We start from the raw sequence: 17,133 nt of genomic DNA on the forward strand, positions 1-17,133 counted from the left end.
ATAATATTCCAATCAGAAGCTGTTCAGTGAAGTCAGCTTCTTTTTTCTATATCATGAATAGATGCTGTTATTTGAGAATATTAAAGTTAGACTACGATTTGGAGGGTTACATATGAAATTGACAGTTATCGGATATTGGGGAGGTTACCCAAAAAAGAATGAGGCAAGTTCAGGCTATTTAGTAGAACATGAAGGTTTTCATTTATTAATCGACTGTGGAAGCGGTGTGTTATCAAAACTTCAAAATGTCTTACAGCCTGAGGAATTGGATGCAGTTATTCTCTCCCATTATCACCCGGATCATAATGCTGATATTGGGGTATTGCAGCATGCCAGGTTAATACAAGGATTCCTGGGAAATGACCTGCCTAATCTGCCTGTTTACGGGCATTCTTTTGATGAACAGGAGTTTAGCAAACTAACCTATAAAACCATAACAAAGGGTATAGCCTATAATCCTGAAGCAGTTCTATCTGCAGGCCCATTTACGATATCATTTTTGAAAACGAATCATCCCGTTCCCTGTTATGCCATGAGAATAGAGGCAGGCGGAAAGGTTCTTGTTTATACAGGTGATAGTTCATTTAAAGAGGAATTTGTTGAATTGAGTCAGGGTGCAGATGTTCTTTTATGTGAATGTAACTTTTATGGAAATCAAAGTGGTAAGTCGGCTGGGCATATGAATAGCATTGAGGCAGGTCAGCTAGCCCAGAGAGCTGATGTAGGGCAGCTAATTCTTACACACCTGCCGCATTATGGAAACCTGAATGATCTGATTACAGAAGCATCCAGGGAATTTAGCGGTATAATAAAACGTGCAAATGAATTTCTATCTATATCACTATAAAAAGGAGAAATGATGATGTTATTTATCGATAACAAAGGGATTACAGATCCTCATATAAATCTGGCAATTGAAGAATATGCCTTGAAAAATCTTGATATAAACGAAACCTATTTATTGTTTTACATAAATGAACCGTCGATTATTATTGGGAAAAATCAAAATACGATTGAAGAAATCAATACAGATTATGTAGAAACGAATGGAATACATGTCGTCCGCAGATTATCAGGAGGTGGTGCAGTTTACCATGATCTTGGAAATCTAAACTTTAGTTTTATTACTAAGGATGATGGCGAAAGCTTCCATAATTTTCGGAAATTCACCGAGCCTGTCGTTGAAGCGTTGCAAAAATTAGGGGTAAACGCCATGTTAAGCGGTAGAAATGACTTAGAAGTTGAGGGCAGGAAAATTTCTGGGAATGCTCAATTCTCTACAAAGGGCAGAATGTTTAGTCATGGAACGTTAATGCTTAATTCGGAAATTGAAAACGTGGTTTCTGCTTTAAAGGTTAAAAAAGATAAGATTGAGTCAAAAGGAATTAAATCTGTCCGCAGCCGAGTTGCAAACATATCAGAATTCTTAACAGAAAAGGTAAGTATTGAAGAATTTCGTTCCTTATTGTTAAAGAATATTTTCGGTGAACAAGATGATATACCGGAATATATTTTAACAGAAGAGGATTGGGAAAAGATTCACCAGCTTTCCAAAGAACGTTACCAAAATTGGGAATGGAATTATGGCAAATCTCCGAAGTTTAATCTTCAGCATTCACACCGTTTTCCAGTCGGTTCGATTGATGTACGCTTAGAGGTGAATAAAGGATTAATCGAGAATTGTAAAATATATGGTGATTTTTTTGGTGTGGGTGAGGTAAGCGAGATTGAGAAAAAATTAATAGGTATTCGTTATGAAAGAAGGGAAATTGAACAAGTTCTTTCGGACATAGATACAAAGCATTATTTTGGGAATATCTCAAAAGAGGAATTTATTAATTTAATCTACTAACTAAGCGGCGATGTCATAAAGACATCGCTGTTTTTTTATCCTTTTTTACGTATTATACTTGAATACTTAAAATTCAGGAAATATAATATATTTAGAAAATTAATGTGAATGATTATTCATTCAGAGGAGGGAAATAATGAATATTTCAGCGCAACTTCAAGTAACCGCCAAGAAATTTGCCGACAAACCCGCTTACTTTTTTATGGGGCAACAGGGTACCTATGCCGAATTAGATGAAGCTATACAGAAGTTTGCATCAGGATTAGAAAAATTGGGAATCAAGCAAGGAGACCACATTGCTCTATTATTGGGGAATTCACCACAATTTGTCATCAGTTTATATGGGGCATTGCGGCTTGGAGTAACCGTTATTCCGGTAAATCCTATCTATACCGCAGATGAAATAGGCTTTATCTTGAATAACGGAGACGTTAAAGCGGTTATTGCACTTGATTTAGGCTTACCCCTAGCAGAAAAAATGCATCCCTTACTGCCAAAGGTAGAGCACTATATCTTCTGTGAAACACAGTCCAATAGTCTTGTCTTATCAGAAATAGAAAGTCTTACTATTTATCCCAAAATGAAATCGTTTACAGAAATAATCTCCTCTGGTGAACAATCATTTCAAGGCCCAATATTGAGGGACGAAGATGTGGCGATTATCCTTTATACTTCTGGAACAACCGGAAAACCAAAGGGTGCTATGTTAACTCATAAAAATATATATAGCAACGCTAAGGATGTTGGCGACTACTTAAAAATGAATCAAGAGGACAGAGTTGTCACCGTTCTCCCGATGTTTCACGTATTTTGTCTAACCGTGGTTTTAAATGCTCCATTACTAAGCGGAGCTACCCTATTAATTGCACCTAAATTTAGTCCAAAAGAAGTTTTCTCGTTAATAAAGGAACATAAGGCGACTGTCTTTGCGGGTGTACCGACCATGTATAATTTCCTCTATCAATATCCAGATGGAAATCCGAATGACCTTGAATCCTTACGTTTATGTATTTCCGGTGGAGCATCCTTGCCCGTAGCATTATTAAAGAATTTTGAGAAAAAATTTAATGTGGTCATTTCAGAGGGCTATGGATTATCGGAAGCATCACCAGTAACATCCTTTAATCCGCTTGATCGTCCACGCAAACCTGGATCAATTGGCACCTCCATTCTCCGAGTAGAAAATAAAATTGTTGACGGACTTGGACAAGAAGTTCCAATTGGCGCTGTCGGAGAATTAATTGTTCGTGGACCAAATGTGATGAAAGGGTATTATAAAATGCCGGAAGAAACACAAGCTGCCATTCGAGATGGATGGCTTCATACCGGAGATATGGCAAGAATGGATGAAGAAGGCTACTTTTATATTGTTGATCGAAAAAAGGATTTGATTATTGTGGGCGGTTACAATGTTTACCCGCGTGAAGTGGAGGAAGTAATTTATAATCATCCTGATGTGGTGGAGGTCGCCGTAGTTGGAGTGCCAGATCCTAATCAAGGTGAGGCAGTCAACGCCTATGTCGTCAGTAAAAATCCTTCACTAACTTGCGAACAGCTTCAGGAATATTGCAGAGAGCATCTTGCCAAGTATAAAGTACCGGCAACAATTGAATTCATAGATGAACTTCCCAAGAATACGACTGGGAAAATACTTAGACGAGCTCTTAAAAATATAATTTCGCAAAAGGTAAACAATTAAAAAATTTTTTGTAAGGCAGGCATTTTGCCTGCCTTTTTAGAATTCTCTAATAAGGGAGGGGAGAAAAAATGGAGCGAGTATTACTTGAGATTCAAAATCATGTGGCAGTCGTCACGATTAATCGTGCAGAAGCATTGAATGCTTTTAATTACGACACTCTACTAGAAATCAAACAAAAAATAGAACTTATTCGAATAACTCAAGATGTACGGGCGGTTATTTTCACTGGTGCCGGGGAGAAGGCTTTTAGCGTAGGCGCAGATTTAAAAGAGCGAAAACATTTAACCGAGGAGCAAGTGAAGAGAAATTTATTTAAAATCAATGAGGTTTTTAACGATATTGACCTGCTTCCTCAGCCGACGATTGCGGCTATAAATGGTTTTGCCTTCGGCGGGGGGATGGAACTGGCTTTAGCCTGTGATTTTCGAATTGCAGCCCAGAGTGCTGTGATGGGATTAACAGAAACAAGTTTGGCCATTATTCCGGGTGCGGGCGGAACTCAGCGTCTTCCTAGATTGGTTGGGCAGGCAAAAGCACTGGAACTCATCCTGACGGCAAAACGGCTTACCGCAAACGAAGCAGATCATTATGGGCTGCTAACAAAAGTAGTCGATCAAAGTAATTTGCTAAGTGAATGTTTTTCTTTTTGCTCTGAGCTGTTAGCAAATGGGCCAGTTGCCCTGCAGCAGGCTAAGTTTGCAATTAAGAATGGAATGAATGCCGACTTACATACAGGTCTGCAAATCGAACGGAAGGCATATGAGGTCACCCTCAAAACGGAGGACCGCATCGAAGCATTACAAGCCTTTTCCGAAAAGAGAAAACCAAACTTTAAAGGAAAATAACATGGTGCCTGTCACCATGTTATTTTTTTTGAGAAAAATAAGCAAACAAGTTTCAGACCTTCTTTTCGTTTTCCTAGTTCTAATTCCGCCTTTTTAAACTAAACTAGGTATAGAGAGGTTGTACAAAAAGGGGGACAGAATCATGGTACGAAAAATGGGGGTCTATGCGGTTTTGGCCTTTTGTTTATATGGTTTGTTTATTTATTGGTACTTATTCCATTTTGCTAATACCTCATTACCATTTGAATATCAAGGCTCCAAAGCAGATCCATCCACTTTCCTTAATGGAAGGGAGTTAGATTTAAGCGAAGAGTATTCAAAGATTAGAAATTTATTGTTTTTTTTATCTACTCCCTTTGAATGGCTTTTTTATTTTCTTATTCTTTTATTTGGGTTTTCAAAGGCCTTTAAGCGCTGGGCGGATCAATCAGCAAAGGTAAAGGCACTGCGGATGCCAATTTATTTAATCTGGCTATCCTTGTTTGCCTTTGCAGCTACTTTTCCGTTGAACTATATCAGCTATTCATTATCTAAGACCTATCATATTTCAACCCAGACATTTGCTTCCTGGATGAAAGATGAATTAATTGATTTCTGGATTAACTATGGCACATGGCTGATTATTGTCCCAGTTCTTTACTGGTTAATGAAAAAAAGCCAAAAGCGCTGGTGGCTTTATGGCTGGCTGTTATCCGTGCCTTTTACATTATTTATGATGTTCCTGCAGCCGGTTGTAATTGACCCGTTATACAATGATTTCTATCCACTTAAAAATAAGGAATTGGAAACCAAAATTTTAGCATTGGCAGAGAAAGCACATATTCCAGCACAGCATGTTTTTGAGGTCAACATGGCGGATAAAACAAACGCCTTAAACGCTTATGTTAGCGGGATTGGCTCGAATGCCAGGATTGTTCTTTGGGATACAACATTAAACAGGTTAAATGATAACCAAATTTTATTTATAATGGCTCATGAAATTTGCCATTATGTTGAAAAACATATTTATTTTGGAATAGCGGGTTATTTGCTTTTATCCCTGCTGGGACTATATTTAACATACAAAATAATGAACTGGGCCGTAAGAAAATGGGGCAAGGAACTGAAAATAGATGATGTAAGAGATATTCGTTCCCTGCCGTTATTTTTTATGATTTTATCCATGCTATTATTTTCTGCGAGCCCACTAACTAATCTCGCATCACGTTATGAGGAAAAGCGTGCTGATAAATATGCCATCGAAATGACCAAAAACCCGGAGGCCGCTATTAGTTCTTTCCAAGAATTAACCCGGTCTGGATTAAGTGAGGTAAACCCGCCACTACTGGTGAAAATATTCAGGTATACCCATCCATCCATGCTGGATCGAATTTCTATGTTAGAAGAATATGAAATTACCCATCGAAACCAATAATATTGATTCCTTTGTGGCCTAAGATTTATCTTGGGCTTTTTCTTTTACAATAAAAAAAACCGCCAATTTCTCAGCGGTCGAGCATATTAGGTTCCGAATCGCTTGTTAATCTTAATTAGCTCATTAGAAAGAAGCTGAAAGGTCTTTTTGTCCCGAGTATCAATGGCCTTGTCGATTTTACGCAGCAACTTTTCCTTTTCAACATTCAACTGGATTTCCGAAAGCAGCATCTCGATGTATAAATCCTGGACGAAGTTCTCTTTCATACGGGTTCGTTTCATGGCACCAATTTTCATTAGTTCTTGGTAGGACTTATCATTCATGAAAATCACCTCTGAGCTTTTTTAAAGTATATGGTTTTTTCATCATAATATCAATAATATTTAAAATTTTCTGTTAATATTATTCTTGACAAATAATTGTGAATACTTTCGGAACAATTCAACGAAATTAAGGGAGTAAAAAGTAAAAGGTGGTAAGATATGGTGGATAAAATGTAACAAAAGGGGTTGAGATTTTGCCGCAAAAACAAACGGGAGACTATATAGTAAATTCTTGTACCATGTATATAAAACCAGAAGAGTATGGAAATAGGCTATTCTCAGTAATTGGTGAAGTGGATGATGAAATTCTTTCTCCGCTAAAACCATTTACTATCATTCAAAAAAGTTGCGCTTATTATGGTGTAGATTATGAAGGCAGAAGGAAAGGGACACGGTTATTAATTGACTATTCACGTAAGCTTCCAATTGTCATTGAACCCATTAACAACATCTATACATTCTGCACCGCTTCCCCAGAGAGCCCAAAATGTATCTGGTTCTTCGCTGAACATATCAAAGATTATCGGCGTGTTTCCGCACGGGAAACATTGGTTATCTTCCGCCATAATCAAACTCACATTTTCCCTGTTTCCTATAATACGTTTAATACCCAAATGCTGCGGACATCTTATTTACAAATGAAGCTAATGCAAAGAGTGGACTTTAGTAAGAAAAAATTAGCTTTTTTACTCCATGAGACAAAGCCTTCAAAGGCATCAGAAAGCAATGAACTTTATTTGAATGAAAGAAAATAAGTAACTATCTGGAAATGTCTCTTTTGGATAAGTATGTTTCTAATAACTCCTGAACTTTGTTTCGAATTCTTGGATTAAAATAATTATGGTTTTCTTCGTAGCCTTTGTAGATAAACATATACATTGTAAAAGCTTCATCCCGGTTTGTCTCAATTACCTGTAGTTTGTTCTTCTTCATATACTGTTTAACCTCAGCTAACTCGCGTTGAATTTTCTTCATGGTTTCTTCTATTAAATTTAAATAAGGTTTTTTTAATTTAAAAGGGCTGTTTGTTACAACGTTTAAATCACGATTAAGGATAATAAGGACCATTGGTAAATAAATGGCCTTTTCCATGATGTCACGCTCATCCTCCGGAATTCTGGTCATTACTCATCTTCTCCCTTTAATGAAAATAGAACAGGTGTTCTTGATTAATTTTATCAAAAACAGACTGAAAAATGCAATAGGTGATTAGTTTAAGAAAGCTTGTCAGATGACAAGCTTTCTTTGTTGCAAAAATAAAGAAAGATATGAGAAAGTTTTTATTAATAGAAGGAGTTTGGATAGGGGAAAATGAATTAAAATGAGGATACAAAAAAAGAATAACACCGTCATATAAACTGAAGGGATAACGTGGACGAATGGATAATAAACAAATGAGAGCTGATAGACATAAAAAAAAGAAAAAGAAAAGGTGGCCGTCCATTTTACTTGTGTGCCTGCTGTTGCTAGGTGGAGTAACTGGATATGCTTATTATCAATATAAACAAGGGGTTAATCAATCATTAAAAAAACTCAACAATGATAAAAAAGATACAAACGTGGTTTATGATTTTTCAGGGCAAAAAGATCAGTATGGGGATACAAATGTCCTGCTGCTTGGCAGTGATGCACGAGGAAATGAAAAGTCCCGCTCCGACACCATAATGATTCTCCATTATAACGAAAATAAAGGGACCTTCAAACTAACATCGATTATGCGGGACAGCTATGTTTCCATTCCTGGTCATGCTAAACATAAAATTAACTCTGCTTTCGCACGCGGCGGTCCTGAATTAATGAGGCAAACGATTAAGCAAAATTTTGATATTGATTTGCAATACTATGCTATTGTTGATTTTCAAGGGTTTGCCCAGCTTATCGATGAATTATTTCCAAACGGTGTAGAAATGAATGTGGAAAAGAAAATGTCAGCGAATGTTAATCCTCCATTAGAGCCTGGTCAGCAAAAACTAAATGGTCCCCAGATGCTGAGTTACGTCCGCTTTCGTCATGATGCGATAGGTGACTTTGGACGTGTTGAACGACAACAGAAAGCAATAAAGGCCATAAAGGATCAATTAAGTGGACTTAAAACGGTTGCCAAACTTCCCAAACTTATTGGGGTGGTTACACCGTATATAAATACAAATATGCCAACCACTGATGGAGTATTTATGGCTAAAGAATTCCTTACAGGTGACCAAAATATTGAAACCCTTCGAATTCCCATTGATAATAGCTTTACAGAGCCGCGGATAAGTGGAGAAGGAGCGGTGCTTGAGATTGATGTTGAGAAAAATAAACAGGCGCTCCATCAATTTATAACACAGTAGGATTTATTTAATAAAGGAGAAAAAGCGGTATGGACTTCGAAACACTTAAAGCTTGGTTTACACTTGAACATATCATGAGCCTTATACAGGAGTATCGGGCTCTTGGTCCGATACCAGGCATCTTGTTGATTATTGTGGAAGCATTTTTGCCGTTTCTCCCTTTATTTGTATTTGTAATGGCAAATGCCAATGCCTTTGGTCTGTGGCTGGGTTTTTTGTATTCTTGGCTTGGGGCTTGCTTAGGTGCAATTATTGTTTTTCTTCTTATTAGAAAATTTGGGCAAAAACGGCTGTTATCTTTTCTGCCCAAACATCCAAAAGTCCGCAAACTTATGGATTGGGTGGAACGTCACGGGTTTGGCCCTCTTTTTCTACTAGTATGTTTTCCATTTACCCCATCAGCACTAGTAAACATTGTTGCTGGTCTTTCGAAAATCAGCTTGGCTCAGTACATGCTGGCCGTGTGTATTGGGAAAATGGTGATGATATTTACAATAAGTTTTATCGGTTATGATCTCCATTCACTGATAACCAAACCTCTTCGTACGGTCATAGTTTTTATTGTGATCTTTATTCTTTGGTTTGTAGGGAAAAGAATTGAAGTTAAAATGAATAAGCGTTTAGAATTTGACCATAATGGAGAAATAGATAGAAAGAAAGAAAAGGAGAAACGGAGGAGTGTCAATGAAGATTGAATGGAAAAAAGAAGGGTTAGAATGGATTAAGGCTTTTGCGATTGGAATTGTTATTTTTGCGTTTATTCGAACTTTCTTTTTTTCTAATTATATAGTAGAAGGCGAATCGATGATGCCGACTCTCCAGAACGGAAACAAACTAGTTGTCAATAAGCTAGGGTATCAGGTAGGTGAGTTAAACCGATTTGATGTGATAGTCTTTCATGCGAATGAAAAAGAGGACTTTGTTAAGCGGATTATCGGTCTGCCAGGTGATCGGATTGAGTATCGGGATGATACGTTATATATAAATGGCCATAAATATGAAGAACCCTTCTTAGATATTTATAAAAAGAAATCCCCTGGATTGAAGTTAACAGGAGATTTTAGTTTAAAGGAAATTACCGGTGAAAATATTGTGCCTGCAGGGAAATTATTCGTTCTTGGTGATAATCGCTTAGGGAGTTGGGATAGTCGGCAATTTGGCTTTATCAATGCCAGTCAAGTTGTCGGTAAAGTTGATTTGCGGTATTGGCCGTTAAATGAAATAAATGTTCACTTCTAATAAAAAGGACGGAGACACGATTAGATAAAATCGTGTTTTTTTTCGAAGTTTTTACCATTATTGGTTAAAACCCATCCAACTGAAAATACAAACATTTGTGCTCTTTTGTGATAGAATGAGAGATACAGAGTTTTAGGGAAAGGGGAGGTTTTCTAATGTCATTAAGAATGATTACCGGCCGGTCCGGGAGCGGAAAAACGGCATTGTTCCTCAATGAAATCCGTGACCGTCTTTTAGAAAATCCGGAAGGAAATCCGATTATTTATATCGTACCGGAACAAATGACATTTTTAACAGAGTATCGTTTGGCGACAGACTCGCTCGTTGGCGGTATGATACGTGCTCAGGTGTTCAGCTTTTCCCGTTTGGCATGGCGAATTCTGCAAGAAACAGGCGGAATAACCCGTTACCATTTAAGTAGTGTAGGCATGAACATGTTAATTCGTAAAATAATTGATGAACAAAAGGAAAATTTAAATATCTTTCAGCGTGCGGCTGATAAAAATGGATTTGTTCAGCAGCTTGAACAAATGATTACTGAATTTAAACGGTATTGTATCAGCCCGGAGGATTTGATCCAAAAATCCACTTACCTTGGAACCGATGGTCAAGCATTGCATGATAAGTTAACAGACTTAGAGAAGGTTTATTCAAAATTTGAGGATGAAGTTTTTGGAAAGTATATTGATTCAGAAGATTATTTCCGTCTTTTAGCCGAGAAGATCTCTGCCTCGGCCTATTTAAAAGAAGCGGAAATTTATATTGATGGGTTTTACAGTTTTACGCCGCAGGAATTTCAAATCATTGCTGAATTAATGAAACAATGTAAACAAGTTTCTATTTCGATGACAACAGATCGTGTATCCATTGATTCAGCACCAGATGAACTCGATTTATTCCGGGCTTCGGCAAATGCTTGTTACAGCCTTTTTGATATGGCTAAAACATGGGGGATTGAAATAGACCCGCCAATCATACTCACAGACCAAAAAAAGTGGGCATCTCCCTCCATCCGTCATTTAGAGAAACATTTTGATACCCGTCCTGCTTTACCTTTTCATGGAGCCGCTGAAATTAAAATTAGTCAGGCAGTTAATCGAAGAGCAGAGATTGAAGGGATTGCCAGGGAAATCCGTCATGTAGTTCAAAATAGCGGTTACCGTTATCGTGATATTGCATTATTAATTAGAAACGGCGGCGACTATCATGAAGTGATCGAACCTGTTTTTGACGATTATCAACTACCATATTTTATTGATCAGAAAAGAACCATGCTCAATCATCCCTTAATTGAATTAATTCGTTCAACGCTAGAAATCATTAACTCTTTTTGGCGCTATGAACCGGTATTTAGAGCGATTAAAACAGAATTACTCTATCCGCTTCAGGAGAATGCTGCTAAAATGCGCGAAAAGATGGACAGGCTTGAAAATTATTGCCTAGCCTATGGAATTAATGGCAGCAAATGGACCAAAAAGGACCGCTGGGGTTATCGGCGAATTAGAGGGCTTGAATTGACAGGGAGCGGGCAGACCGATGCTGAAAAGGAGATAGAGAATGAATTAAATGAATTAAAGCTCCTGATTACAGCGCCAATTTTACGTTTGTCCAGACGCTTGAAAAAAGCTGATACCGGACGAAAGCTTTGTGAGGCAATTTATTTATATTTAGAAGAATTGGATATACCCGATAAACTAGAAAATTGGAAGGTGGCTGCTGAGGAAAATGGAAATCTTGTAAGAATGCGGGAGCATGAACAAGTATGGAATGCTGTGGTTGACCTGCTTGATCAATATGTAGAAATATTAGGGGAAGAGCAAGTTAGCTTAAAAGCCTTTGCTGCCATTTTAGAAGCAGGTTTTGACTCCTTACATTTTTCGCTTATTCCACCTGCACTTGACCAAATTCTCATTGGTGACCTGGAAAAATCGCGGCTAAATGATAGTAAGATAGTATTTGTTGTTGGTGTAAATGAAGGGGTATTACCGGCAAAAATCTCCGATGAGGGCATTCTCGCTGAGGAGGACCGAGAGCTTTTATTAGCTGCAGGAATGAATCTGGCACCAAGCAGCCGAACCCGTCTGCTCGATGAAAACTTTCTTGCCTATAAAGCTTTCATCGCACCGTCGGAGTTTCTTTATGTGAGCTATCCTCTTGCCAATGATGAAGGGAAAGCCTTAATTCCTTCCTCTTACATTAAGCGTCTTAAAGATTTGTTCCCGGACGTACAGGAGACTTACTATGTTGCAGATCCTTCAGAGCTTGACGAGAAGGGCCAGTTAGGTTTTGTATCTAATTTTACGACCACCTTGTCCTACCTAAACGCACAGCTGCAATGGAGAAAGAGAAACTATCCCATCGCTGATTTGTGGTGGGATGTGTATAATTACTACCTCCAAAGTTCCTGGAAAGATAAGGCCGCCAAAGTATTGTCGAGTCTTTTTTATACAAATGGGACTGTTCAATTGTCCCCTGAGGTGGCAGATGCATTATATGGTGATATTATTCAAGCTAGCGTGTCAAGAATGGAATTATACAATGGCTGTGCCTTTTCTCATTTTGCGCAGCATGGGTTAAAGCTTCGTGAACGGCAAATCTTTCGTTTAGAAGCACCAGATATTGGGGAATTATTTCATGCTGCTTTAAAACAAATTGCTGAGACCGTAAATGGGCAGAATCTGTCATGGGCTAAGTTAACTCGCCAGCAGTGTGAACAGCTAGCCAAAGACGCAGTCAAAACATTGGCGCCAAAACTGCAAAATGAAATTCTGCTAAGCTCGGAAAGACACCATTATATTCAACGGAAGTTAGAACAAATTATTACCCGTGCCTCGATTGTTTTGAGCGATCATGCCAAGGTAAGTGGTTTCTCGCCGATTGGTTTAGAATTAGCTTTCGGACCTAATGGGGAACTGCCGCCGCTAAGCTTCTCTTTAAAAAATGGAAAGAGAATGGAACTGGCTGGACGAATTGATAGGGTTGATCAAGCAAAAGCCGAGGATGATAGTGTCTTTTTAAGGGTAATCGATTATAAATCAAGTGAAAAAGATGTTAATTTAACAGAAGTATACTATGGTTTAGCCTTACAAATGCTGACCTACCTTGATATCGTCATGACACACTCTACTGAATTGGTGGAAATGAAAGCGAGCCCTGCAGGCGTCCTTTACTTTCATGTTCATAATCCTTTTATTAATACAAAGAAAATGCTGACCATTGATGAAATTGAAAATGAAATCATGAAAAAGTTTAAAATGAATGGATTAATGCTTAGCGACCAAAAGGTAATCCAGCTGATGGACCAATCGCTAGAGTCTGGCGACTCACACATCGTCGCAGCAGGCATCAAGAAAGATGGAAATTTATCCAAGAAATCAAAAGTTGCCAGCTTAGAAGAATTTAATCAGCTAAGAAATCATGTACGTACCATCTATCAAAATACAGGAAATGCCATTATTAACGGTCAAATTGATATATCACCATTTAAACTAAAGGACAAAACAGCTTGTACTTTCTGTTCTTATAAATCTGTTTGTCAGTTTGATGAATCAATTGATCATAATCATTTTCGGATTCTAACACCGCATTCAAAGGATGAGGTATTAGGATTGATCAAAGGGGAGGTTTCTGAAAATGAATAGTCTTGTGATTCCTCCAAAGCCTGAAGGGGTAACCTGGACGAACGACCAGTGGAAGGCCATTGCAGCTAGGGATAAGGATATCCTGGTTGCGGCTGCCGCTGGTTCGGGGAAAACGGCAGTACTGGTCGAAAGAATCATCCAAAAAATACTCTCTAAAGAAGATCCAATTGATGTAGACCAGTTACTAGTGGTTACGTTTACGAGTGCTTCCGCGGCTGAGATGAGACACCGAATTGGGGAAGCATTAGAAAAGGCAATAGACAAAAATCCGGAATCAAGACATTTACGAAAACAGCTTAGCTTATTAAATAAGGCAACCATCTCGACGCTGCATTCTTTTTGTATGGAAGTTATCCGTAAATATTATTATTTAATTGATATTGACCCTGGTTTCCGCATCGCTGATGTAACAGAGGGCCAATTAATTAGAGATGAAGTAATGGAAGAATTATTTGAAGAGGAATATGGAAAGAAAGATAATGAAGCATTTTTTAATTTGGTAGATTCGTTTACAAGTGACCGAAGTGATGCCGCCTTAATGGACATTGTTCGTTCCATTTACGACTTTGCTCAGTCCAATCCTCTTCCTGACAGTTATTTGGAGAAAATTATTTCTATGTACCAAGTGGAGGAAATTACGTCTATCGAGGAACTTCCTTTTATTGAAGCACTTCTTTTTGATAGTAAACTGCAATTAGAAGCAGCTAAAGAAATGATTGAGCAAGCGCTCGAACTTACAAAACTGCCCAATGGACCGGCACCTCGTGCAGAAAACTTTTTAGATGATTTACAGGTTATTGACACCTTAATTACAGCTGAGCAGGATTCATGGAACACACTTTACCAGGCCATGCAAACTTGGTCTTTCACAAGGGCTAAACAGGTAAAGGGTGATCACTTTGATAAGGAGTTAACAGAAAAGGCCCAGAAACTGCGGGACAAAGCCAAGAAAAAAATACAAGATATAAAAGATGAACTTTTTTCGCGACGTCCTGAAAGCTTTTTACGGGATATGATAGAAATGCGTCCATTAATTGAAACACTAGTCTACCTTGTAAAAGAGTTTTCCAAACGGTTTGCAAAGGCAAAACAGGAAAAGGGGCTGGTCGACTATAACGACCTTGAACATTTTTGTCTTGCTATTTTAACAGAAGGAGTTTCGGAGGAAGGTGAATTCTTTCCATCAGAGGCAGCTCGCGGATATCGGCTCCATTTTAATGAGGTATACTGCGATGAGTACCAAGATACGAATATGGTACAAGAGACCATTTTGAAGCTGGTGGCAAGAGATGAGGAAGAAAACGGTAATCTTTTTATGGTTGGGGACGTAAAGCAGTCCATTTACCGTTTTCGCTTAGCAGAACCACAGCTTTTTCTTTCCAAATATAATCGTTTCACAGTGGATGGGTCTGCATCCGGGCTCCGAATTGATTTGGCTCAAAACTTCCGAAGCAGGAAAGAGGTCCTTGATGCTACAAACTATCTCTTTAAACAGATTATGGGGGTCAAAGTAGGAGAAATCAGGTACGATGAGGCTGCTGAACTTCGAAACGGTGCACCATATCCTGAAGACAGTGAATATCCAGTAGAGGTATTGATCATTGACCAAAATACGGTAGGTCATAAGCCTAAAGAAGTGGAAACAGACGACGAAACAGATATAGTAGAATTTGACATAGCTGATCTGGAACAATCACAGCTAGAAGCTAGGGTGATTGCAACTAAAATTAAAGAACTGATTAGCGCTGGGGCGCCTGTATATAACGCCAAAACAAAAACAGAAAGACCTTTAATGTATCGGGATGTGGTGATCCTTCTCCGCTCAATGACATGGGCCCCCCAGTTTATGGAGGAGTTCAAACAACAAGGAATTCCTATCTATGCCAATTTATCAACCGGTTATTTTGAAGCGACAGAAGTATCCATTATGTTGTCACTTCTTAGGGTTATTGATAATCCGTACCAAGATATTCCCCTTGCATCTGTCTTGCGTTCCCCAATTGTTGGGTTAAACGAGGAGGAACTATCAAAAATTCGGATAGGCAGGAAGAGCGGTTCGTTTTGGGAGGCTGTTACAGCCTTTTGTTTAAGTAAAACAGCTGAAGTAAATGAACACTTTTATGATAAGGTTCGTGCTTTTTTTGACTTGTTAAAAGAATGGCGGACGATAGCCAGACAAGGTTCGCTCTCAGAACTGATCTGGCAGGTATATCGTGACACTCAGTTTTATGACTTTGTTGGCGGGCTCCCTGGCGGAAAGCAGCGGCAGGCGAATTTACGCGCTTTATATGACAGAGCCCGTCAATATGAGCAGACATCTTTCCGCGGATTGTTTCGATTTTTGCGATTTATTGAGCGCATGATGGATAGAGGAGACGATCTTGGCGCGGCCAGAGCACTTGGTGAGCAAGAGGATGTTGTTCGAATCATGACCATCCATAGCAGTAAGGGATTGGAATTTCCTGCTGTATTTATGGCGGGAATGGCACGGAATTTTAATATGACTGACATTCGTAAATCATTTATGCTTGATAAAGAGCTTGGATTTGCAGCGAAATATGTGAATGCCGAAAAACGGATTTCTTATGCATCACTGCCACAAATCGCCTTTAAACAGAAGAAAAGGATGGAAATGCTCGCTGAAGAAATGCGTGTGTTATATGTGGCAATGACAAGGGCAAAAGAAAAGCTGTATGTGACCGCAACTTTAAAAGATGCCAGCAAACAAATCGACAAGTGGAAAGACGTTTCCTCCCATAATGAATGGCTATTGAAGGACTATGAAAGGGCTTCTGCCACGAGTTATATGGACTGGATTGGACCTGCACTCATCCGGCATCATGATTTTAGCGGGCTTTTTGAAGCAGGTGAGGGAAATTGGCAGGTACCGCCGGAGATTTCAAACCATCCATCTTCCTGGAAAATCACGTTACAACATGCTGATGAAATAAAACAACAGGCTATTTCCATTGAAAATGAAGAGGACCAACTGCTTAAAAAAGTCGAAAATTTAGAGCAGGTGCCATCTGAATCAAAACTAGCAGATGAAATACATGCGCGGCTTACATGGGAATATCCTTTCCTTGGTGCTGCCAGCCATCGTTCAAAGCAATCTGTTTCTGAAATAAAACGTACCCGGGAACTAACAGATGAATACAGCAGTACAGAACTTCTTGGGCGATTTCAAAAGTCCATCTTGAAACGGCCTAAGTTCATGCAGGAGAAACAGTTAAGCCCCGCTGAACGCGGGACAGCCATGCACATGGTCATGCAGCATGTGGATTTGAAAAAAGAAGTGAATGAAAAAGCAATTGGTGAACAGTTAAACTGGATGGTAAACAATGAATTATTAACTCCTGAACAAGGTGAAGTAATTGATGCAAAATTAATTTCTCAATTTTTTACTTCACCGCTCGGACAGAGGTTTTTTAAAGCTAAAACGGTTCATCGGGAAGTTCCTTTTACGGTTTCCTTACCTGCACATGATGTTTATCCTGATTGGCATGAGGGGGATGAATCAGTGTTCGTACAAGGGATTATAGACTGCATCCTAGAGGATGAAAATGGCCTTGTGCTAATTGATTATAAATCTGATGGAATAACAGACAGGTATAAAGGGGGCTTTCCACAGGCCAAGGAAATCCTTGAAAAACGATATAAATTACAAATTAACTTATACACAAAAGCGATAGAACAGATTTGGAAAAGAAATGTGACGGAAAGATATTTATTTTTCTTTGACGGCGCCCACATCTTGAAACTGGAAAAATGAAAAAATGACATAGAC

13 protein-coding genes are annotated in these 17,133 nt (G+C 38.7%); 11 read left to right on the forward strand and 2 right to left on the reverse strand.

Annotation, left to right across the window (positions count from 1 at the left end):
- Positions 1–112: 112 nt before the first annotated feature.
- The 5 genes from V7077_RS22475 (at position 113) to V7077_RS22495 (ending at position 5,810) form a co-directional block, all read left to right on the forward strand.
- Positions 113–847: an MBL fold metallo-hydrolase gene (locus tag V7077_RS22475; RefSeq protein WP_335506092.1), complete on the forward strand. Its 735-nt coding sequence runs from the start codon at positions 113–115 to the stop codon at positions 845–847.
- Positions 848–862: 15 nt separating this feature from the next.
- A complete protein-coding gene (locus V7077_RS22480) occupies positions 863–1,852 on the forward strand; it encodes a lipoate--protein ligase (protein ID WP_335506094.1) in 990 nt (329 codons plus the stop codon).
- A 136-nt stretch (positions 1,853–1,988) separates the two neighbouring features.
- Positions 1,989–3,551, forward strand: coding sequence for a fatty acid--CoA ligase family protein (locus V7077_RS22485; protein WP_335506096.1), 1,563 nt, complete (start codon positions 1,989–1,991; stop codon positions 3,549–3,551).
- A 68-nt stretch (positions 3,552–3,619) separates the two neighbouring features.
- Positions 3,620–4,396 carry an enoyl-CoA hydratase-related protein gene (locus V7077_RS22490; protein ID WP_335506098.1) on the forward strand — a complete coding sequence of 259 codons (777 nt, stop codon included), beginning with the start codon at positions 3,620–3,622 and terminating at the stop codon, positions 4,394–4,396.
- Between the two features lie 142 nt (positions 4,397–4,538).
- Positions 4,539–5,810 carry a M48 family metallopeptidase gene (locus V7077_RS22495; protein WP_335506100.1) on the forward strand — a complete coding sequence of 424 codons (1,272 nt, stop codon included), beginning with the start codon at positions 4,539–4,541 and terminating at the stop codon, positions 5,808–5,810.
- Positions 5,811–5,896: 86 nt separating this feature from the next.
- Here the strand turns inward: V7077_RS22495 and V7077_RS22500 are convergent, their stop codons facing one another.
- On the reverse strand, positions 5,897–6,133 hold the full coding sequence (locus V7077_RS22500; RefSeq protein ID WP_335506102.1) for an IDEAL domain-containing protein: 237 nt from the start codon (positions 6,131–6,133) through the stop codon (positions 5,897–5,899).
- A gap of 194 nt (positions 6,134–6,327) precedes the next feature.
- Here V7077_RS22500 and V7077_RS22505 point away from each other — a divergent pair, with 194 nt between their 5' ends.
- On the forward strand, positions 6,328–6,888 hold the full coding sequence (locus tag V7077_RS22505) for a competence protein ComK (RefSeq protein WP_335506105.1): 561 nt from the start codon (positions 6,328–6,330) through the stop codon (positions 6,886–6,888).
- 4 nt (positions 6,889–6,892) lie between these two features.
- Here V7077_RS22505 and V7077_RS22510 read toward each other — a convergent pair whose 3' ends face one another.
- Complete coding sequence (locus V7077_RS22510; RefSeq protein WP_335506106.1) at positions 6,893–7,258, reverse strand: hypothetical protein; 366 nt, start codon at positions 7,256–7,258, stop codon at positions 6,893–6,895.
- A gap of 254 nt (positions 7,259–7,512) precedes the next feature.
- On the opposite strand from V7077_RS22510, the gene V7077_RS22515 reads away from it, so the two are divergent.
- The 5 genes from V7077_RS22515 (at position 7,513) to addA (ending at position 17,118) form a co-directional block, all read left to right on the forward strand.
- Positions 7,513–8,466 (forward strand): LCP family protein, encoded by a 954-nt coding sequence (locus V7077_RS22515; protein ID WP_335506108.1) that lies wholly within the window; start codon positions 7,513–7,515, stop codon positions 8,464–8,466.
- Positions 8,467–8,495: 29 nt separating this feature from the next.
- Complete coding sequence (locus tag V7077_RS22520) at positions 8,496–9,161, forward strand: TVP38/TMEM64 family protein (RefSeq protein WP_335506110.1); 666 nt, start codon at positions 8,496–8,498, stop codon at positions 9,159–9,161.
- The gene (gene lepB, locus V7077_RS22525; protein ID WP_335506112.1) at positions 9,151–9,705 is read left to right on the forward strand and encodes a signal peptidase I; all 555 of its coding nucleotides are present in this window, start codon (positions 9,151–9,153) and stop codon (positions 9,703–9,705) included. Before V7077_RS22520 ends, lepB begins: the two co-directional genes overlap by 11 nt.
- 155 nt (positions 9,706–9,860) lie before the next feature.
- Positions 9,861–13,346, forward strand: coding sequence for a helicase-exonuclease AddAB subunit AddB (addB, locus tag V7077_RS22530; RefSeq protein WP_335506114.1), 3,486 nt, complete (start codon positions 9,861–9,863; stop codon positions 13,344–13,346).
- Positions 13,339–17,118 (forward strand): helicase-exonuclease AddAB subunit AddA, encoded by a 3,780-nt coding sequence (gene addA / locus V7077_RS22535; RefSeq protein ID WP_335506118.1) that lies wholly within the window; start codon positions 13,339–13,341, stop codon positions 17,116–17,118. The genes addB and addA overlap by 8 nt, the downstream gene beginning before the upstream one ends.
- The last annotated feature ends 15 nt before the right edge of the window (positions 17,119–17,133 follow it).

Origin of the sequence: Neobacillus vireti (assembly GCF_036962465.1) — a bacterium.
In the GTDB taxonomy this organism is placed as follows: domain Bacteria; phylum Bacillota; class Bacilli; order Bacillales; family Cytobacillaceae; genus Neobacillus; species Neobacillus vireti_B.